The following is a 21,732-nucleotide window of genomic DNA, read 5'->3' on the forward strand; positions in this document are numbered from 1 at the left end:
TATGACCGGCACCCTGTACCTGATTCCCAACCACCTCGGCCTCTCCGACAGCCCGGCCGACCCGCTGGCCCACATCATTCCCGAGCAAGTACGGCAAATCACGTCGCAGCTCGATTATTTCGTTGCGGAAAACGCCAAGACGGCGCGCGCCTTTTTGAAATTGATCGGCAACCAGCATCCGCTGGCCAAGCCGCTGCAGGAAATCACGATTTCCGAACTCAACGTCAATACCCCGGCGCAAGCGCTGGCGGGCTTGCTGGCGCCGCTGCTGGCGGGACGCGATGCGGGCCTTGTCTCGGAAGCGGGCGTGCCCGCCGTGGCCGACCCCGGCGCCGACCTGGTGCGTCTGGCGCATCAGCACGGCATCAAAGTGCGCCCGCTGGTGGGCCCGTCGTCGATCTTGCTGGCCGTGATGGCCAGCGGCTTGAACGGCCAGAGCTTTGCCTTCAACGGCTACCTGCCCACGGACGCGGCCCTGCGCGCCAAGCGCATCAAGGAACTGGAAGTGCGTTCGCGCACGGAAAAGCAGACCCAGCTGTTCATCGAAACGCCGTACCGCAACGCCGCCATGCTCGAAGCGCTGATCGCGCAATGCGCGCCATCGACCCTGATCTGCGTCGCCACCGACCTGAGCCTGGACACGGAAAGCGTACAGACGTGGAATGGGGGCCAGTGGAAGAAACAATTGGCGGCAGGCAAGTCGCCGGACTTCCACAAGAAACCGACTGTGTTCTTGCTGCTGGGACAGTAATCCTTCCCCCATAAAAAACGCCACGGTCGACTGCACCGTGGCGTTTGCATTACTTCACTACGACAGTCATTACACGCGCCGCGTCCCGGTATTTCTCTGTCCGCCCTTGCCCGTTTCCAATACGAACTTCGCGCCATCGTCGCGGCCCAACACTTTGACCAGGTAGGGCATGACTTCGCGCAGCATCGGCTCCAGCGTGTATGGCGGGTTCAAGATGAACATGCCGCTGCTGTGCAAGCCGAAGCCGTCCGGCGACGGCGTGTTGACAGTGAGGGTCACGTGCAGCCAGTCCGAGCTGGGAAGCTGCTTGAGCTTGTCGGCGAACTGGCGCGATTCCATGCGCTGCAGCACCGGGTACCAGACGGCGTAGATGCCCGACGGGAAGCGCACGAGCGCGTCGGCCAGGGTGTCCTTGACCTTGCGGTAATCCATCTTGTCTTCATATGGCGGGTCGATCAGCACCAGCGCGCGGCGCGATGGCGGCGGCAGCAGGGCTTTCAGGCTCTGGAAGCCGTCCGCCTTGGTGATGAGCACGCGCTTGCCGCGCACGGTCGGACGCTCGCCCTGGGCCAGCGCATGCGCCTCGACCTTGCGGAAGTTGTCGGCCAGAATCTTGGCATCGGCTGGATGCAGCTCGAACAGGCGCAGACGGTCTTGCTCGCGGCTGACCTTGTCGGCGCAGTACGGCGAACCCGGGTAGTAGCGCATCTTGCCGCTCGGATTCATTTCCTTGATCAGTTTCATGTACTCGGCCAGCGAGGCCGGCAGGTCCGTGCGGTCCCACAGGGGCGCGATGCCCGTTTCGTATTCCGCGTTTTTCGAGGCATAGCCGCCGTCGAGCGCATACACGCCCGCGCCGGAGTGGGTATCGATATAACTATAGGCGGTATCTTTTTGATTCAGATATTGCAACAACTGAATCTGCACATAATGCTTCAACACATCGGCGTGATTACCCGCGTGAAAGGCGTGGCGGTAACTCAACATAAGCTGGCTAATTCCATAATAAAAATAAACAAAGGCGGGAGCGCTGACACCGGGCAGGGCATGAAAACAGACTGGAGGGGTCAGGCTGCGGGGCCAGGAAACAGCATGGACCAGCGTAATCAGCGCGCAATTTCCAGCATTATCCACCAGAAAGGGCGATTGCATCAAAAAACACCCATAAACAAGCTCATGCATCCTTGGGACCGAGGGCGCCGGGCGCGGTAGAATACGCGCATCGGGCGCCCCGCGCCCATCCGCCCACTAATAGATACGAGCATGCACAGCCTGACCCTCACGACCGATAACCGCGCCGACGTCGCGGCAGCCCTGGCCGGCCCACGCTGGACCGTGGCCTGCCTGTGCGCGCTGTGGTGCGGCACTTGCGGCAGCTACCGCGCCACGTTCGAGGAACTGGCCACGCGCCATCCGGACACCGTCTTCGTCTGGGTCGACATCGAAGACCAGGCCGACGTGGTTGGCGACCTCGACATTGACAACTTCCCCACCCTGCTGATCCAGCACGAGGACCATGTCGCCTTCTTCGGCACGGTGCTGCCCGACGGCGGCCTGGCACACCGCATGGTGCAGGCGCAGCAGGCGCTCAGCACCGAGGAACTGGCGGCGCTGGCCGGCAGCACGCAGGAACGGCGCGACTGGCAGCGCGACTGCAATCTGCGTCAGTTACTGGCCGCCACCCTGGCAGAATAAAAGTCACGCCAGCCGCAGCGGCAGGCTGCGCAGCCTTTTCCCCGTCAGACTGAACACGGCGCTGGCGACGGCCGGCGCGATCGGCGGCGTACCGGGCTCGCCCACGCCTTCGGGGTGTTCCGCGCTGGCGATGATGATGGTTTCGACATGCGGCGCCTGGCCCATGCGCAGCGCGGGATAGTCGTGGAAGTTGCCCTGCTCGACTTTGCCCTCCTTGAAGGTGATCTCGCCGCCCAGCGCCGCCGACAGGCCGAACAGCACGGCCGACTCCATCTGCTGGGCGATGATGTTCGGATTGACGGCGATGCCGCAATCGATGGCGCACACCACGCGCTGCACGCGAATTTCCCCGTTTTCCACGGACACTTGCGCCACTTGCGCAACGATGCTGCCGAACGACTGGTGCAAGGCCACGCCATGCGCATGGCCGTGCGGCGGAGTGCCTGCCCTGGCGACGGCCGCGTCGAGCACGGCCAGATGGCGCGGATGTTTCACCAGCATGGCGCGGCGGAAGGCGACGCCGTCCTGCCCCGCCGCGTGCGCCAGTTCGTCAATAAAACTTTCCTTAAAGAACGCGTTGTGCGAATGCCCCACCGAGCGCCAGTAGCCGACCGGCACGGCGCTGTCGGCGATCACGTGGGCGATGCGCTGGTTGGCGATTTCATACGGCATGTCGAATTCGCCTTCGGCCGTGGTCTTGTCCGGGCCCGCACCGGGCAAGCCGAAATTACGCTGCAAAAACTGGTGCGTGATGGAAGCGCTGACGGATTTATTGTCCCAGGAAGCGATGCGGCCATGCTCGTCGAGGCGCGCCGCAAAGCGGGCCAGCGCGGCGGGACGGTACATATCGTGCCTGGTATCCTGCTCGCGCGTCCACACCAGCTGCACCGGCGCGCCATCGCACTGCAGCGCGATGGCCACGGCTTGCGCGACCATATCCACTTCCAGGCGGCGGCCGAATCCACCGCCGAGCAGCAGCACCTCGATGCTGACGTCTTTCGCGTCGACGCCGGCCACTTTCGCCGCCACGTCGACGGCGATGCCGGGCGCCTGCGTCGAGACCCACAGCATCACCTTGCCATTTTTCACCTGCGCGGTGCAGTTGACGGGCTCCATGGCGGCGTGCGCGAGGAACGGGGCGCGATACTCGGCCTTGATGCTGCGCAAACCCTGCACCGCCTTGCCTTCCACCTCGCCGCTGGCGTGGTAGGCATAACCGGCTTCACCATCGAGCAGGCGGGCAAATTCCGCGTAGACGTCGGCACTGGACAAGTTCGCTTGCGGGCCAGCCTTCCACTGCGTCGGCAAGGCAGCCGCCGCCTGTTTGGCACGCCACCAGGTGTCGGCCACCACGGCGGCGCACGAGACGCTGCGCTGGGCCAGCTGCGGCGTCAGGTCCAGCACCTGTTTCACGCCGGGCATGGCGAGGATGGGCGCCGCGTCGAACGCGGACAAGGTATCGCCGAGGCGCGGCGGCAGATGCAGGGCCGCGTACAGCATGCCGGGCGGGCGCGCGTCGATGCCGAAACGCGCGCTGCCATTGACTTTCGATGGCGTGTCGCGGCGCGGCGCCGGCTGGCCGATCAGTTTGAAGTCCTGAGGCAGTTTCAGCACGGGCGTGCCGGGGGCTATGCCGGCGGCGCGCTGCGCCAGGCTGGCGTAGCTGGCGCGCCGTCCGTCCGGGTGCAGCACTTCGCCATTTTCCGTGCGGCATTGCGCGGCCGGCACCTGCCACAACGCGGCAGCAGCGCCCACCAGCATGGCACGGGCCGAAGCGCCCGCCTCGCGCATGGGGCCCCAGCCATCCTTCACGCTGGACGAACCGCCCGTGACGATCACGCCCAGTTCGCGCGCCGCCTTGGCCACCGTCCATTGCGCCAGCGCTTTGACGCGTCCGTGGTCGTCCGGGTGGAAAGGCAAGCCATCCGCAAGCATGGCCACATTGCCGAAGATTTTATCCATGGGCGCCTGGATCAGCTTGACGCTGGCCAGCGACACGTCGAGTTCCTCGGCCACCAGCATCGGCAAGGCCGTGTGCACGCCCTGCCCCATCTCGCTGCGCGGCATGGCCAGGATCACGCTGCCGTCGCTTTGAACGGCCAGCCAGCCGTTCAGCGCCACGGCGCCATCGGCCACCGGCAGCGGCGCGCTGCCCTGCAGACGCTGGCGCGGCGGCAGCACGCCCCAGCCCAGCACCAGGGCGCCCACGCCGGCCACGCCGAGGCCCAGGCCGCCGAGCAGGAAACGGCGGCGCGAGGTGTTTTTTTCTGCGGCCATGGGATACCCTTATTAGTTAGTGATCGATCCAGCGCTCAAGCATATCCTGTGCCAGCACCGGGCGGCTATAAAAATAACCTTGCGCCAGCTTGCAGCCATGGCGCAGCAGGAAAGCGGCCTGCTCTTCCGTCTCCACACCCTCGGCGATCACCGACAAGTGCATGCTCTTGCCCAGCTGGATGATGGCAATCGCAATCGCTTCATCGTTGACGTCCGTCGAGATATCCTTGATGAAGGAGCGGTCGATCTTCAGGGTCTGCACGGGCAGCTGTTTCAGGTACGCGAGCGAGGAGTAGCCGGTGCCGAAGTCGTCGATGGCCAGTCCCACGCCGATGGCGTGCAGATCGTTGATGAAACCGAGCGCGTCGCCCGTATTCATGATCACCGATTCCGTCACTTCCAGCTGCAGGCGCTGCGGCTCCAGGCCTGTCTCCTTCAGAATATCGGCCACCATGCCGGCGATGCTGCCCCGCTCGAACTGTTTCACGGACAGGTTGACGGCCATCTTCGGCACGCGCAAGCCCTGCGCCTCCCAGCGCACCATCTGGCGGCAGGCTTCGTCGAGCACCCATTTGCCCAGCTGGTTGATGAAACCGCTGTCCTCGGCCAGCGGGATGAAGCGCACCGGCGGCACCAGGCCCAGTTCCGGGTGATTCCAGCGCACCAGCGCCTCCACGCCGACCAGGCGGCCCGTGTCGATTTCCACCTGCGGCTGGTAATTGAGGAACATCTCGTTCTTTTCCAGCGAGCGGCGCAAAAAGGTTTCCAGGCGCAGGCGCTCGACACCTTCGCCCGTCATCGACGGCGCATAGAAGCGGTAGCCGTTGCGCCCGCGCGCTTTGGCCTGGTACATGGCCACGTCGGCATTGCGGATCAGCATGTTCAAGTCCAGCGCGTCATCCGGATACAGGCTGATGCCCACGCTGCACGTAACGAACAGTTCGTGGCCGGCCACCGTGAACGGCTGGTCGAACATGGTCATCAGTTTTTCCGCCACCTGCGTGGCGCCATACTCGCCGTCGACGCGCTCGAGCAGGACGATGAATTCATCGCCGCCCAGGCGCGCCAACGTATCTCCTTCGCGCAGGCGGGCCGCCAGCTGGCCGGCCACCTTTTGCAGCAATTCGTCGCCCACATGGTGGCCCAGCGTGTCGTTGACGTTCTTGAAACGGTCCAGGTCGATGAACAGCACGGCCAGCTGCTCCTGGTCGCGCGCGGCGCGCAGCAAGGCGTGCTGCAGGCGGTCGTGGAACAGCAGCCGGTTCGGCAGTGCCGTCAGCGGATCGTGGTGCGCCATGTAGTCGAGCTTTTCCTGCGATTCCTTGAGCAGGGTGATATCGCTGAACACGCCCACATAATGCGTGGTGACGCCCTGCGTGTCGCGCACGGCGCTGATGGTCAGCCACTCCAGGTAGATGTCGCCGTTCTTACGCTGGTGCCAGATCTCGCCGCGCCAGAAACCGCTGGCCTTCAGCTCGTCCCACATGGCCTGGTAGAACGCAGCGTCGTGGCGCTGCGAACGCGTCAGCGACGAGTGCCGCCCCAGCGCCTCGGCTTCATGGTAGCCCGTGATCTGCGTGAAGGCCGGGTTGACGGCGACGATGATGCCGGTGGGATCGACCACCATCACGCCGTCGGCGATATGTTCCAGCACGGTAGCCGACAAACGCAGTTTTTCCTCGGCTTCCTTGCGCGCCGTGATGTCGGCATACACCCAGATGCTGCCGTCGTTGGGGTGCAGCGGATCGAGCGCGCAGCCGCTGACCAGGGCCCAGAACAGGCTGCCGTCGCGGCGCTGGTACTGGCGCTCCTCGCTGAAGTCACCGCCCAGGGCCAGCGCCGGATACTGGCGTTCGCCCGCGTCCTCGAAATCATACGCACTGGTAAACACGATGGCCGTCGAACTGCCCGTCATCTCGGCATGGTCGTAGCCGAACAGTTCCTCGCAGCGGCGGTTAACGGAAATGATGCGGCGGTGGCGCACGAACATCACGCCGAACATCACATTGTCGAGAATCGCGCTCTGTTCCGTCAGCAGTGCTTCGATGCGCATCTCGTGGTGCTTGCGCTGGCTGATGTCGGCAATGATGCCGTCGACCCAGACGACGCCCTGCTCACCGGCCTGCGGCTGGCCATTTTCGGCCACCCAGCGCTCGATGCCGAAGGCGTCGATGATGCGGTATTCCAGCGCATACGGCCGCACTCCAAGCACCGCCTGGCGCACGGCGCGGCGGTGCTCGCGGCGGTCTTCCGGGCAGATCAGGTCAGCCCAGGCGTGCGTGCTGCCGCGCATGAACTGGCGCGCCGAATAACCGGCGATGTCTTCGATGGCATCGCTGACGAAATCAATGGGCCCGTCGGGCCGGTAGCGGAAGACGGCGCCTGGCACCTGCGTGACGATGGTGCGGAAGCGCTCTTCGCGCTGCCCCACATCCTCGAACAGCTGGCGAATGGCCGCGCGCATTTGCTCGAGCTGGGCCGTCAGGCGACCCAGCTCGTCATTGCTGTGCGAGGCCAGCGGCGTGTCAAAATCGCCGTGCGACAGGCGGTCGGAAAAGCGCGTCAGGCGGCGCAGGGGTTTCAACAGGCGGCGGTTCAGGAACAGCACGATCAGCGCCATCGACACGGCCAGTTGCGCCCCCAGCACGAAAATATACGATCGCTGCTTTTCGCGCAGCTCCTGCTGGCTGCGCGCATCGTCCATCTCGACGACGACATGGCCGATGCGTTCACCGCGCACGAGGATGACGCGCTCGGCGCGGTACAGATTGCCCACGGGCCGCTGCGGCGCCTGCAGGCGGATGAATTCCGTGTCGCCCTGCCCCAGCACTTTCACCAGCAGCACGGCGCGGTCGCGCATCACCGACTCGACCAGCGAGCGGGCCGATTCCGCATTCATGTTCCACAGCGATTCCTGCATGCCCAGCGCCAGGATGTCGGCATTGCGCTGCAAGGCTTCATTCAGACTGGTGCGCGCCGACTGGCGCTCATGCACGCCGACCAGCAGATAGCTGCCGAAGATGGCGGGCACGACCAGGCCGCCAAACACCACCAGCAGCAAGGCGCCATAGATCGACGAGCCGTACAGCACACGCAGGCTGGCGCGCAGGCGCTGATAGGGCGAATTAAACATGCGGCAACAGGGCAACAGGGATCAGGCAGGCGGTCATGGAGCTTTACAGGGGAATCCGGGTGATAAGGCGGGAAGAAACTTTTTCAGGAGCAATTATGCATGGAAAAAGCGGGGGAAGTCACCAATAAACACGCGCCAACGACGACCTGATGCCATATACACAGGGCTGAAAAGCCACACGCGGGCCGGCGAGCCCGGCCCGCGCCAGCAGAAAAACGCGCAGCTTGCTATCATCGCCCCACTTTACCTAGAGGAACCACCATGACCTTCTCCATCTATTCCGCTTCCATCCCCGTCTTCAAACAGATCCTGGGCAGCCTGGCCGCCATCTTGGACAAGGCGGAAACGCACGCGCAAGACAAGAAAATCGACCCGAACGCCCTGCTGCAATTCCGTTTGTTCCCGGACATGCTGCCCTTCGTGCGCCAGATCCAGATCGCCACCGACTTCGCCAAGGGCTGCGGCGCACGCCTGGCCGGCGTGGCCGTGCCACCATATGAAGACAGCGAACAGAGCTTTGCAGAGCTAAAAGCGCGCATCGTGAAAACCATCGCCTTCCTGGAAAGCTTGCCGCAAGCGGACATCGACGGCAGCGAAACGCGCGCCATCACCACCGGCAGCGGCGAAAAGACCAAGCACTTCACGGGCCAGACGTATCTGTTCCACTACGCGCTGCCGCACTTCTTCTTCCACGCGACGACGGCCTACGACATCCTGCGCCATAACGGCATTGAAGTCGGCAAGAAAGATTTTATTGGCAGCTATTAATAGTTGCCCCCAATAGTACCGGGGTCAGACCCTCAATGCCGTCCACACAAAAGTCATCGCTGACATGTGAGGGGGTCTGACCCCAGCAGTTGCAGTTGGGTTTGGCAACACAAACGTCAGGTATTCCTGCGCGGATACCCCTGCGCCAATATCCGCACCCACACCACTTCCTTCTCCTCATCCGTCATCGACACCCAGTGGGCCACTTCCACCACGCTGCGCCCGCAGCCGCGGCAGATTTCATCGAAAGTCGTCGAGCACACTGCCACGCAGGGCGTGTCTGGACGCGGCGGCAATTCCTTGTCACCCATCAGGATACCTTCGGCAAGCCGAGCTTTTCCCAGCCTTCGGTGCCCAGCGCTTCCAGCGTGGCGATATTCTTGTCAAAGATTTCCGACGCTTCCGGGAATGCCTCGACGGCGCGCGCTATGCTGTCTTCGCGCAACAGGTGCAGGGTCGGGTACGGCGAGCGGTTGGTGTAGTTGCTGATGTCGTCCTCGAACGTCTCGGCAAACTGGTAGTTCGGGTGGAAACTGGCTACTTGCAGTTCGCCGGCCAGGTGCATGTCTTCCACGGCCGCGTCGGCCACATCGAGAAACTCGTTGTAGTCGAGGAAATCGGTCAGGGTGTACGGATGGATCAGCAAGGTCGTGTCGATCTGCTCGGGCTCCGTGTCGGCCAGGGTTTGCAACTCGTCCATCAACATTGCCAGCAGATCTTCGGGATTGCTCGATTCGCACACCACATAGCGAATCTGTTTCTTGACGTGCACGGCCTTGGCGAACGGGCACAGGTTCAGGCCGATCACAGCTTTTTCTAGCCAGGCAACGGTATTGGCGATGATGACGGCGTTGTCGTCGTCGTGGCGCGGCGGGGTGTTCATATGCTTGACTCTCTATCAATATGGCGGCCGGCAGCTCAATGGCCGGCCAAAGCCAAATTGTACGCACTCTTTGCGCAGTCTCATACCGGACGGTCGCCAGGCTTGCGCCATCGTCCTCGCCATGTATGCTATAACAACGGCCGAATCACGCATCGGGCAAATTAAATTTGCAATAATGATAGCATTTTCGAATGGAAACTCAGCCACTTCCCACTTATTGCTACTACTTCTTGCTACGTATTGCCGCTTATTTCCTGTCATCATGCTGACATAATTCTTGACTCCGGCATGTGGATATACGTACACTCGCAGCTTGATCATGGGTCTGTCCGATGTTTCTCCGACGACAACAATGGAACACTATGCACGAAAACTCCTTTAAATCTACCGTCCTGGCGGCGTTGGCCCTGGCGCTTGCGCCCGCCCTCAGCCAGGCGTACGAAGCCGGTGTTGAGAGCGATAACGCGCCAGTCGCCGCCGCCACCGCACCGGCCTTGATCCCGATGACCGCCCAGGTCACGGCGAAACTCCCCACCCTCGACAACCGCCTGCAAAAGACCGACCGTCTGCTGAAAAACCTTAGCGACAATTCCGATCCGCTGCGCGAAGCCGACGTCTGGGGCCGCATCCGCAGCGGCTATGCGATTCCCGACATCAACAACCAGCTGGTAGCGAACCACGTCAACTGGTACGCCACACGCCCCGACTACATCGCCCGCACCACGGCGCGCGCCTCGCGCTACATCTTCCACGTGGTGCAGGAACTGGAAAAGCGCGGCATGCCGACGGAACTGGCCTTGCTGCCGTTCATCGAGTCCGCCTTCAACCCGCAAGCGTTCTCGAGCGCCAATGCGGCCGGCATGTGGCAATTCGTGCCCGCCACGGGGCGCGATTTCAACCTCAAGCAAAACATGTTCAAGGACGAGCGCCGCGGCGTGCTGGCCTCGACCGACGCGGCCCTGACGTATCTGCAGCGCCTGTATGACATGTTTGGCGACTGGCAACTGGCGCTGGCCGCCTACAACTGGGGCGAAGGCTCGGTGCAGCGCGCCATCAAGAAAAACCAGGCGCTGGGCAAGCCGACCGACTTCGAAAGCCTGGCCGACCTGATGCCGGCCGAAACGCGCAACTACGTGCCCAAACTGCAAGCGGTGAAAAACATCATCGCCAATCCGGCCCAGTTCGGCCTGACCCTGCCCGTGGTCGACAACCAGCCGTATTTCACGGCCATCGACAAGACCAGCGACATCGACATCACCGTTGCCGCCCAGCTGGCCGAGCTGTCGATGGATGAATTCAAGGCCTTGAATCCGCAATTTAACCGCCCCGTCATCATCGGCGGCGAAAAGACCAAGATTCTGTTGCCACAGGAAAACGCCGCCAAGTTCACTACCAACCTGGCGCAATGGGGCCATGCCTTGTCGAGCTGGACCACGCACAAGATCACCAATGCGCGCGAACGCATCGAAACCCTGGCGTCGAAATTCGGCACCACGGCCGACGTGCTGCGCCAGGCCAACAACATTCCCCAGCGCACCAGCCTGCGCGCTGGCTCCACCATCCTCGTGCCGAAGACTTCGGCCACGATGAACAAGGACATCACCCAGGAAATCGCCGACAGCGCCACCATGCTGCTGGAAGCGGACCGTCCGGAACGGGCCGCCAAGGCACTGCGCCGCGTCGCCAAGGGCGGCAAGGTGCAGGCCGCGCCAATTTCCCTGGTGAAACCGCGCATCCAGCGCGGCGGCGGCAACAGCCGGGCAAAAGCGCGTCACTGATCGCCTGAGTTGTATTGACGCACCTCACCGGCCGCCACAGCTTTGCTGTCGCGGCCGGTTGCACATCCGCCCACCCACCCAGACAGGAGTCGTCATGGCTTTCTTGCAAGGCAAAAAAATCCTCATCACGGGCCTGCTGTCGAACCGCTCCATCGCCTACGGCATCGCCAAGGCTTGCCACCGCGAAGGCGCGACCCTCGCCTTCACGTATGTGGGCGAGCGCTTCAAGGAACGCATCACGGAATTTGCGGCCGAATTCGGCAGCGAACTGGTCTTCGACTGTGACGTGTCCAGCGATGAACAGATCAGCGCCGTCTTCAGCGACCTGGCGCGCCACTGGGATCAATTGGACGGCCTGGTACACGCCATCGGCTTTGCGCCGCGCGAGGCGATTGCCGGCGACTTCCTTGACGGCCTGTCGCGCGACAGCTTCCGCATTGCGCATGACATTTCCGCCTACAGTTTTCCTGCCATGACCAAGGCCGCCCTGCCGCTGCTGCATCCGGGCGCCTCGGTCCTGACCCTGACCTACCTGGGCGCCGTGCGCGCCGTGCCCTATTACAACACCATGGGCCTGGCCAAGGCATCGCTGGAAGCATCCGTGCGCTACCTGGCTGAATCGCTGGGCCCGCGCGGCATCCGCGCCAACGGCATCTCCGCAGGCCCCATCAAGACCCTGGCCGCTTCCGGCATCAAGGATTTCAGCAAACTGCTGGGCTTTGTGGCAGAACACGCCCCGCTGCGCCGCAACGTCACCATCGAAGAGGTCGGCAACACGGCCGCCTTCTTGCTGTCCGATCTGGCCTCCGGTATCACGGGCGAGATTACCTACGTCGATGGCGGTTTTTCGCAAGTGATGGCCGTCAATCCCGAAGTAGAGTAATGCGGTGATGGTCGATATTTATCGGTTGTCACTTGACAACCGAAAAATATTAACCTACATTGGAGACACCACATGGCGCGCTCCTCGCATCCCAAGAAAGAAATCGAAGCGGCGCTGCGCCACGCGGAAAGCCAGGGCTGGAGAGTGGAAGTCGGTGGCAGTCATGCTTGGGGGAAAATCTCGCCCCTACAATGACGACGGCTGCCGCTGCGGCGAGTTTTGCATCGCCTGCATCTGGAGCACGCCAAAGAATCCCGGCAACCACGCGCGGGCGATCCGGCGAGTGGTCGACAATTGCGCTTTGAATAAACTGATGCACGACTGCATGCAACGCAAACCCAGGGGGTAACAATTATGGATTACATCTTTACTCTCAAGTACCGCCTGCCCGACCACGTAACCGACCTCGACGCGCTGGCCGAGCGCCTGGGCAGCGGCGGTTGCGACGACGCCCTGGTCGGCATCGGGCAAGCGGGACGCCTGGCGCTGGAATTCACGCGCGAGGCCAGCAATGCCAACGAAGCGCTGCTGAGCGCCCTGGCCGACGTCAAAGCCATCGTGCCCGAAGCCGAGCTGGTCGAGGCCGCGCCCGACTTCGTGGGTCTGACCGACGTGGCGCAGGTACTGGGCCTGTCCCGGCAAAACCTGCACAAGCTGATGAGCAAACACCGCCACAGCTTCCCCATGCCCGTGCATGAGGGCAGCGCCAGCATCTGGCACCTGGCCGACGTGCTGGCATGGCTGCATGCCAAGGGCACATATCAGCTGGAACCCAGCCTGACCGAACTGGCGCAGCTAACCCGGCAAATCAACCTGGCCAGGGAAACGGCACAAGCAACCCAGCTGCCCGCCGACATCGTGGCCATGCTCAATTAAATCAACGAAAACTACGTATTCTTACTTATTTCACATAGGAAACATGTTCAAAACGTGGTAGGACTGTCGTTTCTTCCCATTTAGACCGTGCAAAACGACGGCAAATACGGTATAGTGTCGTTGTGCGCTGCAATATGTTCGCTTGAAGCGATGGCAACACCGCAGTAACATGCAATTACAAACTTAGCAGCTTCGCAAGCCTTAGCGCATCCACAGGATGCCGCTTATAAAGCCCTCCCGCCTTGTGTGTCGCACCTGACACCGTCCCGGCGCAAAGCTTTTGTGCCGAAATTTCTTTCTAGTTGAGTCATTTCGTTTTGGTTGGCGTTGCTATTTTGCGTTCTGCTTTTTGCAAGAACGCTGATTTTTACGAAAGAAAAGAATGACATTTGAATCCTTAGGCCTGCATCCGTCCATCATCGCCGCTCTGACCGAATCGGGCTACACCGCGCCAACCGCGGTACAGTCGCAAGCGATTCCAGCCGCGATCGAAGGCCGTGACCTGCTGGTCTCGTCGCAGACCGGTTCGGGCAAGACGGCAGCTTTCATGCTGCCATCGTTGCACAAACTGGCCAGCGCCGAACAAAGCGCCGCCGGCAAGACGCCTAACCAGGAAATGCAAGCATCGCGCGCCCGCGGCGAGCGTCCACGCTTCAAGGCTGCCCAGCCAAAAATGCTGGTGCTGACGCCAACGCGCGAACTGGCCCTGCAAGTGACCACCAACACCGACAAGTACAGCACCGGCATCCGCCGCATCAAGGCTGTGTCGATCCTGGGTGGCATGCCTTATCCTAAACAGATGCAATTGCTGGCCAAGAATCCTGAGATTCTGGTCGCCACCCCTGGCCGTCTGATCGACCACATGGACTCGGGCAAGATCGACTTCTCGCAACTGGAAATCCTGGTGCTGGACGAAGCCGACCGCATGCTGGACATGGGTTTCATCGACGACATCGAAAAAATCGTGGACGCGACGCCAGAAGGCCGTCAAACCATGCTGTTCTCGGCAACGCTGGACGGCGTGGTTGGCAACATGGCCCGCCGCATCACGAAAAACCCGCTGGTCATCCAGATCGCCGGTTCGTCGAACAAGCATGAAAACATCACCCAGCGCGTCCACTTCGTCGACGATCTGTCGCACAAGAATCGCCTGCTGGACCACCTGCTGCGCGACGAATCGCTGGACCAGGCAGTTGTATTTACCGCCACCAAGCGTGACGCCGACACCATCGCCGACCGTCTGAACATCGCCGGTTTCTCCGCTGCCGCCTTGCACGGCGACATGCATCAGGGCGCGCGTAACCGCACCCTGGACGGCATGCGTCGCGGCCAGGTCAAAGTACTGGTCGCCACCGACGTTGCCGCGCGCGGCATCGACGTACCGACGATCACCCACGTGTTCAACTACGATCTGCCGAAGTTCCCGGAAGACTACGTCCACCGCATCGGCCGTACCGGCCGCGCTGGCCGCAATGGCCTGGCCATCTCGCTGGTGAACCACGCTGAAGGCATGAACGTCAAGCGCATCGAACGCTTCACCAAGCAATTGATCCCGGTCAATGTCATCGAAGGTTTCGAGCCTAAGAAAACGGCGTCGGCACCACGTTCGAGCGCCCGTCCAGGCGGCTGGAAACCAGGCGACAACCGTGGCGGCGCGAAGCCAGCGCAACGCACGTTCAGCAAGCCAGGCGCACCACGCAAAGACGGCGCACCTAGCACCGGCGGCGGCTACAAGGGTTCCAACCCGCGCAGCACCGACGGCGCACGCCGCAGCTACGGCGACCGTTAATCACGGCGCCATGCCGCCAACAGGCGGCAGGCAATAAAAAAACGGCCACCAGATCACTCTGGTGGCCGTTTTTTCATGTCCGCTGCATTTATTTCTTTGACACCTTCTGGCGCGACAGCTTGCGCAGCTTGGCTTGCTCGAAGCGCACCTGCTGCTCCGGCGTTTCCAGCGCCAGCGGCGGCACGGCCACGGGCTTGCGGTTGGCGTCCACGGCCACCATCGTGAAATAGCAGCTGTTGGCGTGGCGCACCAGGCGCTGCTGGATGTTTTCCGTCACCACGCGGATGCCCACTTCCATCGAGGTCGTGCCCGTGTAATTGATCGAGGCGAGGAACGTCACCAGCTCACCGACGTGGATAGGCTGCAAGAACATCACCTGGTCCACCGACAAGGTCACCACATAGCTGCCCGAATAGCGGCTGGCGCAGGCGTAGGCGACGCTGTCGAGGTATTTCAGGATGGTGCCGCCGTGCACATTGCCGGAAAAGTTGGCCATATCGGGCGTCATCAGGACCGTCATCGTCAGTTCGTGGGCCGACCAGTTCATCGCGCTGTCCAAAGTGTTCTCCAAGGGGAATTAAAAGTGAGGGAAGATGTGAAAACCGGCCCCAGGGGCCGGTTGTGAGCCTTAAAGACCCAGGGTGTCGATGTCGGCCAGCGAGTCGCGGCCCTTGTCGGAAATGTCGTGCCCCTCGCCTTCGGCGCGCGCCACGATGTGGGCTTTCTTGCCCAGGAAGTAAGCCACTTCCGTATCCAGTTTGGTCAATGGATCGGCAGCGACGGCGCGCAAGCCCATGATGCAGCGGCGCAGGAACAGCAGTTGTTGTGCCTTATCCGTGATGGACAGACGGCCATCGCGTGCATAGCTGAGCAGCTTCAGGCCGGACAGGCGCTTGGCATTGCGGGCAACGCAAGCACTGGGGCGCTCGGTCTTGATGCCGCGTGCAACTTGCTCCAGCGCGTCATATTCATCGGTTGTTAATTTCTCGTTCTTCATTACTTTTCCATAAAAGGCCAGGTGTTCGGCCCCCATGGTACGCGCCCCGCTGCGCATCGGCAACAGGCAACGTGATTCAGTCGCCCTCCACCCCACGGATGGCGTACTGAAAATGCGCGTGGAGCGCGCTTATTTGTAGCTGCGCAGCAGCAGCCACGCCAGGCCGCAGCCAGCCACGGCGCCCGCCAATACCAGCGCTGCGAGGTTTTTGCTGGTGATCACAGGGCGCCGGCCCAGGTAGATTTTGTTATGCAAGGAATTGCCCATGATGGTCTCCTGTACAAGAATTTTTATGATGTCTCATTATAAGAACAGAATCGTGACGGCCACATGACACACAGCAGTTAGCGCTTGATTTATATCCACTCGGCAATGTTTATTGGCATTTTTGTTGTTTAATTGGCGTGACGACCCCGCCGCCCGCACAATCCATTTCCGAAAAGAAAATAAGCGGCGCGCGGCAGTGGCCTCGGCGCTCAGGTGCGCGACGACTTGCTCAACGCATCTTGACGGGCGGCGGCGGCGGCGTCGGTTCCTCGACGGGCACGGGGTCCGTGTGCGGCGGCTGTTCCGGTGGCGGCATCAGCGGATCGCCTTCGGGTGGCGGCGGGATATCCGGTTCAGGCGTACTATGCGCACGCAGCGGGGCATGACGGGATGGTAGTTGCATGGTGGCCTCCTTTGCCCCACTCTAGCCGATGACAGGAAAGGCTGGCGCCCGCGAGCCGCGCCATGGCAGGGTAAAACGTCGATTTTTTTTACACAAGTACGAAAAACGGCATCCCTGTTTTCATAAGCTGTTGATTTCAAATGCAAATATCACATGGTACAAATTCTGCTTCAAGGGCGTATGAGGTTATCTGAGGCACTCGCCACAGTGACCTGGTCCGATCAACCCTCACGCTGAAGGAAATGCCATGAAAACGCTGTCCTCATTCCTGCGTCTCGCTCTCTCCGCGGCCACCATCGGCGCCGCGCTGATCAGTGCACCCGCACTCGCTGGTCCTTTGTTTACCGTCAACGAAGGTTCCGTCCCCGGTACCGCAGCCAATCAGGTGGTGGCCGACCGCATCAGCTTTGAATATCACGCGCGCGTCGAACAAACCATCGTTGGCGGTTTAGGTGGCGGCAACGACCCCTTCACTGAAACAGGCTTTCTGACCAAGGCCGCTTTCGGCAGCCCGAATGGCGGCAGCATTCCATCGCAACTGAACGCCCTCAATGGCTATGGCATGTATGGCCTGTTTACCATCACCGGCCAGGCCGATACGCTCGCTGGCGGGATCCACGCCAACTTTCAAACACTGACCATGACCTTGTACATCGACCCCAACCAGGACACGGCACTGTCGATCAGTAACGTGGCAGGCTCGCCGGTGAATGTGGGTGGTGTCTCCGGGGATGACTTTGCGATCGTGACCTACACGCTCGACGTGGGCGAAGCCCACATTTTCGCCGGCCTGGCCCAGGGCGACTTCAAGGCTTTGCTTAACGCCACATTGACGCCGCAAGGACAGTTGTTTTTCATCAACCCCAACCCGTTTTTCCCGCTGGAGTCCCTCAGCGGGAATACGAACAGCTTCATCGGCGGCAGCCTGACCGACAGTTTCGTTGCGATGGCCGATGGTGGCGGCCTGGAATTATTCCAGGCAGCAGTACCTGAACCAGGCACCATCGCCCTGCTCGGCATCGGCCTGTTTGGCCTGGGCATGACTGCGCGCCGCCAGCAAGGCGGGCAGCGCCAGCAAGGCGGGCAGCGCCAGGCTTGACATGCGATCATCCCACCTGAAAGCCGCTGATGTCCTCAGCGGCTTTTTTCGCTGCGGCAACCGGCAAACCCATGCCGTTCACGCAAGCGTTCTGCCGTTGGCCGGCGCCACCAGCAAATCGTGCAGCGGCCGGCGCAAAGAGCGCGCCTGGGCCGCCGGGCCGGCGCCGATGCGGCCAAGGAACACGGCCCGGTCGAACGCCGCCGCCCCCAACACGGCCTGGCATTGCACGGCCAGCTCCTGCGCCATTTCCTGCATGCCATCGGTGCGCGAAAAGGCCCGCCGTTCGCGCACATAGCGGGCAAAGATCAGCGGCGTCAGTTCCGGCTGCAACTGCAGGCCCAGCTGCGTGGCCGTCAGCCAGAAGCGCTGCATGGCCCTGCCCGCCGCCACATAATCGTCGATGTGGCGCGGCGGCGCCTCGGCCAGCAGCACGAAATGCGCAGCGCAATACAGGCCAGGCAGCAAGTCCATCTGCAGACGCGGGGCAATGGTGCCTCCCAGCCAGGTATTGAAAAAATCCACGCGGCGCCAGCTGTGCATGACCCAGCGCATCAGCCGCGCCGTCATCGGGTCCACGCCGAGCGCCTGTTCCGGGATGCGGTCGCTGCTGAAGCGCGCGCCCCACTCGATCACGTCGCGGTGTACCTTGTGCGCTTCGGGCATGGTCAGGCGCAGCTTCGCATTGTCGAACATCAGGCGCGCGCAGGCCAGGCGCATGCGCCCGCCTTCGAACCATTGCACGCTGTAGCCGGGTGGCAAGCTGGCCGCCAGCGCCGCCTTTTCGCTGGCGCGCAGACGGCGCGTGCTGAGCCGTCGCCGCTGCACGCTGCGCTGCGGCAGGAAGGCCGCCAGCGGGTCGGGCAGCATGCCGGGGCTGTCGAGCAAGCGCACGTCAAACGTGGGCAAGGTGTCGGGCAAGCCGCCGCGCCGGCGCGCTTCCATGCGCAAGCCGTGACCGCTGGCGGCCAGCGCCATACTTTCGAGCAAGGCGCCCAGCGACAGCTGGCTGGGATGGCCGTCGAGGTCGTACACGCAGTGGCTGCGCGTATCGAAACCATGCACGACGACATGGCGCGGGCCCACGACTTCAAAGCGCCACGGCTGCGTGTTGTCGCCGCTGGGGGCCCAGCGCGCCTGGTCGAGGATGTTTTCCAGCACAGAATCGATCTGCGCGATCTGCGGTGCTTGCGCCATTTATGCCCCCTGCGCCGCGCGGCGCCGCTTGATGATGGCCATCGTCAGGCGTTGCAGCGGATGCCGGTTGCCACCGGGACGCCAGGTACGCACGAGCTTGTTGCGGTAGGCGTCGAAATGCATGCCGTGCGGCGCCGCCATCACCTTGCCGCGTTTTAACAAAATTTTCAGAGCTTCCGTGGCGGCCGCGCCCGCGCACAGCTGGCAACCCATGATGGTCGACGGTCCGCGCCGCTCCTTCAGGTTGATGGCCGACGGGTCGACCAGGTAGGGGCCGTGCAAGCCCGCCGGTGCCAGCCCGACGAGAAAGCGCAGCGCTTTTTCTTCCTCGGGCAAGTCGCCCCAGCCAAAATACTCTTCGAACGTCATGCCGCCGGGCATGAAGCTGAGCACGGCCGTGCCCATGCCCAGCGGTGCGGCCGTGATGGCGGGGATGCCCAGCCGCGCACAGGTGGCGAAGGTGGCCTGGCGCGCAGGAAAGGCAAAGAAATCCAGGCCGTCCACATACAGGTCGACACCGGCAAAAAACTCGGCCAGGTTGCTGTCGTGTATGCCGTCAGGAAATTGTTTAATCTCAAGTTCGGGATTGATGTCCATCGCCATCTGCGCCAGCACGGCCACCTTGGGCTGGCCCAGGGTGGACATCATGGCGCCCGCCTGGCGGTTGAAGTTGGCGATATCGAAGGTGTCGAAATCGGCAATGTGAAAAGCGCCGATGCCCAGCCGCGCCAGGGTCAGCAAATGCACGCCGCCCACGCCGCCCATGCCGGCAATGGCCACGCGCTTGCCACGCAAGCTGTTTTGCTCCGCCTGCGTGACCCAGCCCAGGTTGCGGGCAAATGCCGCGTGATACGAAAAACCGTCTGTCATGCTCACCTCTTCTGTGCGTCCCTTGCGGACGAAAAAGTTTGGACAGGTGAGCCGAGGATAAGTTCCCCGTATGACAGAAAAAAGTGCTTAGCGCGTCAGGCGCCGCGCCGCAGGCACACTGCGCTGTAGCGCCGCCGCTGCCGGCGCCGCTGCGCCCACCTTGAACACGCTGACGATCTGCGCCAGCCCGGCCGCCTGCTCGTTCATGGCTTGCGCCGCCGCCGACGCCTGCTCGACCAGGGCCGAGTTTTGCTGCGTCATGTTATCCATCTCGACGATGGCCTGATTGATCTGCTCGATGCCGGCGCTCTGCTCGGCGCTGGCCGAGGAAATCTCGGCCACGATATCGGTCACATGCTGCACGCTGGAAACGACTTTTTCCATCGTCTCGCCCGCCAGCGCCACGAGTTTTTCACCGGCACCTACTTGCTCGGCGGAACTGTCGATCAATTGCTTGATTTCCTTGGCCGCGGCAGCCGAACGCTGCGCCAGGTTGCGCACTTCGCTGGCCACGACGGCAAAGCCACGGCCCTGCTCGCCCGCGCGCGCCGCTTCCACGGCCGCATTCAGGGCCAAAATATTCGTCTGGAAGGCGATGCCGTCGATGACGGCGATGATGTCGCCGATCTTTTTCGACGAGGCATTGATGGCGCCCATGGTGTCGACCACCTGGCTCACCACGCCGCCCGCCTGCGTCGCCACTTGCGAGGCAGAAATGGCCAGCTGGTTGGCCTGGCGCGCATTGTCCGCATTCTGGCGCACGGTCGAGGTCATCTCTTCCATGGTCGAGGCCGTTTCTTCCAGCGATCCCGCCTGCTGTTCCGTACGCGCCGACAGGTCGTGGTTGCCCGAGGCAATCTCGCCCGACGCCGTGGAAATGGCATCGGCATCGTTGCGCACCTGGCTCACCAGATGGGCCAGGTTGTCGCGCATGGCCTTGATCGCCATCAACAGGCTGTCCGTGTCGCCAGGGCGCGTGTCGATGTGCGTGGTCAGGTCGCCCTTGGCGATTTGCGCCACGATGGCCGCTGCATAGTCGGGTTCGCCACCGAGTTGGCCCAGGATGCGGCGCAGCATCAGGGCTGCCAGGCCGCCCACCACCAGCATCAGCGCGCCGCCGATGGCCAGCAGCACGCCGGCCTGGGCCCAGAACTTGTGGTTGATGTCATCGATGTAGGTGCCCGTGCCGATCAGCCAGTCCCACGGCGCAAATTTCACCACGGCATACATCTTCGCCACCGGGTCTTTCACGCCGGGACGCGTGCCATCCGCCTGCACCAGGCCGATGCGGCTGCTGGCCAGGGCCACGCGGTAGCGGTCGCCCGACTGCTTCATGTTCTTTTGCGGCGTGCCGATGCGCGCAGGATTTGGGTGTACGTACAACAAGTCGGTGCTGAAATCGCGCACGAAATAATACATCTCATCCTTGACGAAGCTGCCGATGGCCAGCTTGGCCTGCTGCTGGGCCTGTTCACGCGTGAGCTTGCCCGACTGTTCCTGCGCATACGCCTTTTCCACCGAGGCATTGGCCAATTCCACCAGCACCGTCAATTGCTCGACCCTTTCCGCCATCATGGTCTGGCGCAGGGAGTACAAGGAGAATGAAGCGATGAGGACGATGCCCAGCAAGGTGCTGAAACACAGGAGAAGAATGCGCGAACGGAGTGTCATGGGAGCCTGGGTAAAGAATAAAATGTGGAATTATAAACAATTTCCATATGGAAATCTTTTCAGAAAAGCAAAGCGGGCGTCGCTACCAAGCTGATGCCCGGCAGGCACCGCCCGCTTTGTTCCTGCTCGCTTGTTACTGGCGGATCACGCCAGCGCTTCCTTGGCCGCCTCTTCCGGGGTCAAACCATCGTAGAACTGGTCGGTAAACCACTCGACCTGCTCTTCGATGTGATCTTGCGCCTGCGCCACAGTGGCGCCGCCGGCCACCAGGAAACCTTCGACTTCGATACACCAGTTGATCAATTCCAGGGTTTCCGGATCGAGTTCTTCTTTCTTAGCCATCGTATTTCCTTGCTTGTCAAATTGCGATCACATCAATAAGCAGCAGTTTAACA

21 protein-coding genes and 1 pseudogene are annotated in these 21,732 nt (G+C 62.2%); 9 read left to right on the forward strand and 13 right to left on the reverse strand.

Annotated elements, in window-relative coordinates; all coding sequences use genetic code 11:
- The first annotated feature begins 1 nt into the window (after position 1).
- Positions 2-751 carry an SAM-dependent methyltransferase gene (locus CLU91_RS07585; protein WP_100873665.1) on the forward strand — a complete coding sequence of 250 codons (750 nt, stop codon included), beginning with the start codon at positions 2-4 and terminating at the stop codon, positions 749-751.
- Between the two features lie 69 nt (positions 752-820).
- On the opposite strand, the gene CLU91_RS07590 is transcribed toward CLU91_RS07585, so the two are convergent.
- The gene (locus CLU91_RS07590; RefSeq protein WP_100873666.1) at positions 821-1,738 is read right to left on the reverse strand and encodes a 23S rRNA (adenine(2030)-N(6))-methyltransferase RlmJ; all 918 of its coding nucleotides are present in this window, start codon (positions 1,736-1,738) and stop codon (positions 821-823) included.
- Between the two features lie 276 nt (positions 1,739-2,014).
- On the opposite strand from CLU91_RS07590, the gene CLU91_RS07595 reads away from it, so the two are divergent.
- A complete protein-coding gene (locus tag CLU91_RS07595) occupies positions 2,015-2,446 on the forward strand; it encodes a thioredoxin family protein (protein WP_100873667.1) in 432 nt (143 codons plus the stop codon).
- A 3-nt stretch (positions 2,447-2,449) separates the two neighbouring features.
- On the opposite strand, the gene CLU91_RS07600 is transcribed toward CLU91_RS07595, so the two are convergent.
- Positions 2,450-4,723, reverse strand: coding sequence for a xanthine dehydrogenase family protein molybdopterin-binding subunit (locus tag CLU91_RS07600; protein WP_198521275.1), 2,274 nt, complete (start codon positions 4,721-4,723; stop codon positions 2,450-2,452).
- 16 nt (positions 4,724-4,739) lie between these two features.
- On the reverse strand, positions 4,740-7,856 hold the full coding sequence (locus tag CLU91_RS07605; RefSeq protein ID WP_100873668.1) for an EAL domain-containing protein: 3,117 nt from the start codon (positions 7,854-7,856) through the stop codon (positions 4,740-4,742).
- A gap of 261 nt (positions 7,857-8,117) precedes the next feature.
- Here CLU91_RS07605 and CLU91_RS07610 point away from each other — a divergent pair, with 261 nt between their 5' ends.
- Positions 8,118-8,624, forward strand: coding sequence for a DUF1993 domain-containing protein (locus tag CLU91_RS07610; RefSeq protein ID WP_034779265.1), 507 nt, complete (start codon positions 8,118-8,120; stop codon positions 8,622-8,624).
- Between the two features lie 116 nt (positions 8,625-8,740).
- On the opposite strand, the gene CLU91_RS07615 is transcribed toward CLU91_RS07610, so the two are convergent.
- The gene (locus CLU91_RS07615) at positions 8,741-8,935 is read right to left on the reverse strand and encodes a DUF1289 domain-containing protein (RefSeq protein WP_035820271.1); all 195 of its coding nucleotides are present in this window, start codon (positions 8,933-8,935) and stop codon (positions 8,741-8,743) included.
- Positions 8,935-9,507, reverse strand: a complete 573-nt coding sequence (locus CLU91_RS07620) for a DUF1415 domain-containing protein (protein WP_100873669.1) — start codon at positions 9,505-9,507, stop codon at positions 8,935-8,937. The genes CLU91_RS07615 and CLU91_RS07620 overlap by 1 nt, the downstream gene beginning before the upstream one ends.
- Positions 9,508-9,869: 362 nt before the next feature.
- Here CLU91_RS07620 and CLU91_RS07625 point away from each other — a divergent pair, with 362 nt between their 5' ends.
- From CLU91_RS07625 to CLU91_RS07645, 5 genes and pseudogenes are all read left to right on the forward strand, one after another.
- A complete protein-coding gene (locus tag CLU91_RS07625) occupies positions 9,870-11,285 on the forward strand; it encodes a transglycosylase SLT domain-containing protein (protein WP_100873670.1) in 1,416 nt (471 codons plus the stop codon).
- 94 nt (positions 11,286-11,379) lie between these two features.
- Entirely contained in the window at positions 11,380-12,168 is a 789-nt protein-coding gene (fabI, locus tag CLU91_RS07630; protein WP_100873671.1) for an enoyl-ACP reductase FabI, read from the forward strand.
- A 72-nt stretch (positions 12,169-12,240) separates the two neighbouring features.
- Positions 12,241-12,517: pseudogene (locus CLU91_RS28450) on the forward strand (hypothetical protein).
- Positions 12,518-12,522: 5 nt separating this feature from the next.
- Entirely contained in the window at positions 12,523-13,044 is a 522-nt protein-coding gene (locus tag CLU91_RS07640) for a helix-turn-helix transcriptional regulator (protein WP_100873672.1), read from the forward strand.
- Positions 13,045-13,426: 382 nt separating this feature from the next.
- Positions 13,427-14,833, forward strand: a complete 1,407-nt coding sequence (locus CLU91_RS07645; protein WP_100873673.1) for a DEAD/DEAH box helicase — start codon at positions 13,427-13,429, stop codon at positions 14,831-14,833.
- A gap of 88 nt (positions 14,834-14,921) precedes the next feature.
- Here CLU91_RS07645 and CLU91_RS07650 read toward each other — a convergent pair whose 3' ends face one another.
- The 4 genes from CLU91_RS07650 to CLU91_RS28225 all read right to left on the reverse strand — a co-directional run bounded on the left by CLU91_RS07650 (position 14,922) and on the right by CLU91_RS28225 (position 16,500).
- A complete protein-coding gene (locus CLU91_RS07650; RefSeq protein ID WP_071326331.1) occupies positions 14,922-15,380 on the reverse strand; it encodes an acyl-CoA thioesterase in 459 nt (152 codons plus the stop codon).
- Positions 15,381-15,461: 81 nt separating this feature from the next.
- Positions 15,462-15,830: a hypothetical protein gene (locus CLU91_RS07655; protein WP_077406755.1), complete on the reverse strand. Its 369-nt coding sequence runs from the start codon at positions 15,828-15,830 to the stop codon at positions 15,462-15,464.
- 129 nt (positions 15,831-15,959) lie between these two features.
- On the reverse strand, positions 15,960-16,097 hold the full coding sequence (locus CLU91_RS28220) for a hypothetical protein (protein WP_198521276.1): 138 nt from the start codon (positions 16,095-16,097) through the stop codon (positions 15,960-15,962).
- 229 nt (positions 16,098-16,326) lie between these two features.
- A complete protein-coding gene (locus CLU91_RS28225) occupies positions 16,327-16,500 on the reverse strand; it encodes a hypothetical protein (RefSeq protein ID WP_198521277.1) in 174 nt (57 codons plus the stop codon).
- A 247-nt stretch (positions 16,501-16,747) separates the two neighbouring features.
- Between CLU91_RS28225 and pepA the strand changes: the two genes are divergently transcribed.
- A complete protein-coding gene (gene pepA / locus CLU91_RS07660) occupies positions 16,748-17,599 on the forward strand; it encodes a flocculation-associated PEP-CTERM protein PepA (protein ID WP_100873674.1) in 852 nt (283 codons plus the stop codon).
- A 78-nt stretch (positions 17,600-17,677) separates the two neighbouring features.
- Here the strand turns inward: pepA and CLU91_RS07665 are convergent, their stop codons facing one another.
- The 4 genes from CLU91_RS07665 to CLU91_RS07680 form a co-directional block, all read right to left on the reverse strand.
- Positions 17,678-18,796 carry a nitroreductase family protein gene (locus CLU91_RS07665; protein WP_100873675.1) on the reverse strand — a complete coding sequence of 373 codons (1,119 nt, stop codon included), beginning with the start codon at positions 18,794-18,796 and terminating at the stop codon, positions 17,678-17,680.
- The gene (locus CLU91_RS07670) at positions 18,797-19,666 is read right to left on the reverse strand and encodes a ThiF family adenylyltransferase (protein ID WP_100873676.1); all 870 of its coding nucleotides are present in this window, start codon (positions 19,664-19,666) and stop codon (positions 18,797-18,799) included.
- 87 nt (positions 19,667-19,753) lie between these two features.
- Positions 19,754-21,337: a methyl-accepting chemotaxis protein gene (locus CLU91_RS07675; RefSeq protein ID WP_100873677.1), complete on the reverse strand. Its 1,584-nt coding sequence runs from the start codon at positions 21,335-21,337 to the stop codon at positions 19,754-19,756.
- 144 nt (positions 21,338-21,481) lie between these two features.
- Positions 21,482-21,679 (reverse strand): hypothetical protein, encoded by a 198-nt coding sequence (locus CLU91_RS07680; RefSeq protein WP_010399555.1) that lies wholly within the window; start codon positions 21,677-21,679, stop codon positions 21,482-21,484.
- Positions 21,680-21,732 lie beyond the last annotated feature (53 nt).

The sequence above is a fragment of the Janthinobacterium sp. 64 genome (assembly GCF_002813325.1).
Lineage (GTDB): Bacteria > Pseudomonadota > Gammaproteobacteria > Burkholderiales > Burkholderiaceae_D > Janthinobacterium.

What these genes read in the sequence shown, in the direction of transcription:
- CLU91_RS07585 (WP_100873665.1), top strand. Translation starts at nt 2, where the DNA reads ATGACCGGCACCCTGTACCTGATTCCCAACCACCTCGGCCTCTCCGAC.
- CLU91_RS07590 (WP_100873666.1), bottom strand. Translation starts at nt 1,738, where the DNA reads ATGTTGAGTTACCGCCACGCCTTTCACGCGGGTAATCACGCCGATGTG.
- CLU91_RS07595 (WP_100873667.1), top strand. Translation starts at nt 2,015, where the DNA reads ATGCACAGCCTGACCCTCACGACCGATAACCGCGCCGACGTCGCGGCA.
- CLU91_RS07600 (WP_198521275.1), bottom strand. Translation starts at nt 4,723, where the DNA reads ATGGCCGCAGAAAAAAACACCTCGCGCCGCCGTTTCCTGCTCGGCGGC.
- CLU91_RS07605 (WP_100873668.1), bottom strand. Translation starts at nt 7,856, where the DNA reads ATGTTTAATTCGCCCTATCAGCGCCTGCGCGCCAGCCTGCGTGTGCTG.
- CLU91_RS07610 (WP_034779265.1), top strand. Translation starts at nt 8,118, where the DNA reads ATGACCTTCTCCATCTATTCCGCTTCCATCCCCGTCTTCAAACAGATC.
- CLU91_RS07615 (WP_035820271.1), bottom strand. Translation starts at nt 8,935, where the DNA reads ATGGGTGACAAGGAATTGCCGCCGCGTCCAGACACGCCCTGCGTGGCA.
- CLU91_RS07620 (WP_100873669.1), bottom strand. Translation starts at nt 9,507, where the DNA reads ATGAACACCCCGCCGCGCCACGACGACGACAACGCCGTCATCATCGCC.
- CLU91_RS07625 (WP_100873670.1), top strand. Translation starts at nt 9,870, where the DNA reads ATGCACGAAAACTCCTTTAAATCTACCGTCCTGGCGGCGTTGGCCCTG.
- fabI (WP_100873671.1), top strand. Translation starts at nt 11,380, where the DNA reads ATGGCTTTCTTGCAAGGCAAAAAAATCCTCATCACGGGCCTGCTGTCG.
- CLU91_RS07640 (WP_100873672.1), top strand. Translation starts at nt 12,523, where the DNA reads ATGGATTACATCTTTACTCTCAAGTACCGCCTGCCCGACCACGTAACC.
- CLU91_RS07645 (WP_100873673.1), top strand. Translation starts at nt 13,427, where the DNA reads ATGACATTTGAATCCTTAGGCCTGCATCCGTCCATCATCGCCGCTCTG.
- CLU91_RS07650 (WP_071326331.1), bottom strand. Translation starts at nt 15,380, where the DNA reads ATGAACTGGTCGGCCCACGAACTGACGATGACGGTCCTGATGACGCCC.
- CLU91_RS07655 (WP_077406755.1), bottom strand. Translation starts at nt 15,830, where the DNA reads ATGAAGAACGAGAAATTAACAACCGATGAATATGACGCGCTGGAGCAA.
- CLU91_RS28220 (WP_198521276.1), bottom strand. Translation starts at nt 16,097, where the DNA reads ATGGGCAATTCCTTGCATAACAAAATCTACCTGGGCCGGCGCCCTGTG.
- CLU91_RS28225 (WP_198521277.1), bottom strand. Translation starts at nt 16,500, where the DNA reads ATGCAACTACCATCCCGTCATGCCCCGCTGCGTGCGCATAGTACGCCT.
- pepA (WP_100873674.1), top strand. Translation starts at nt 16,748, where the DNA reads ATGAAAACGCTGTCCTCATTCCTGCGTCTCGCTCTCTCCGCGGCCACC.
- CLU91_RS07665 (WP_100873675.1), bottom strand. Translation starts at nt 18,796, where the DNA reads ATGGCGCAAGCACCGCAGATCGCGCAGATCGATTCTGTGCTGGAAAAC.
- CLU91_RS07670 (WP_100873676.1), bottom strand. Translation starts at nt 19,666, where the DNA reads ATGACAGACGGTTTTTCGTATCACGCGGCATTTGCCCGCAACCTGGGC.
- CLU91_RS07675 (WP_100873677.1), bottom strand. Translation starts at nt 21,337, where the DNA reads ATGACACTCCGTTCGCGCATTCTTCTCCTGTGTTTCAGCACCTTGCTG.
- CLU91_RS07680 (WP_010399555.1), bottom strand. Translation starts at nt 21,679, where the DNA reads ATGGCTAAGAAAGAAGAACTCGATCCGGAAACCCTGGAATTGATCAAC.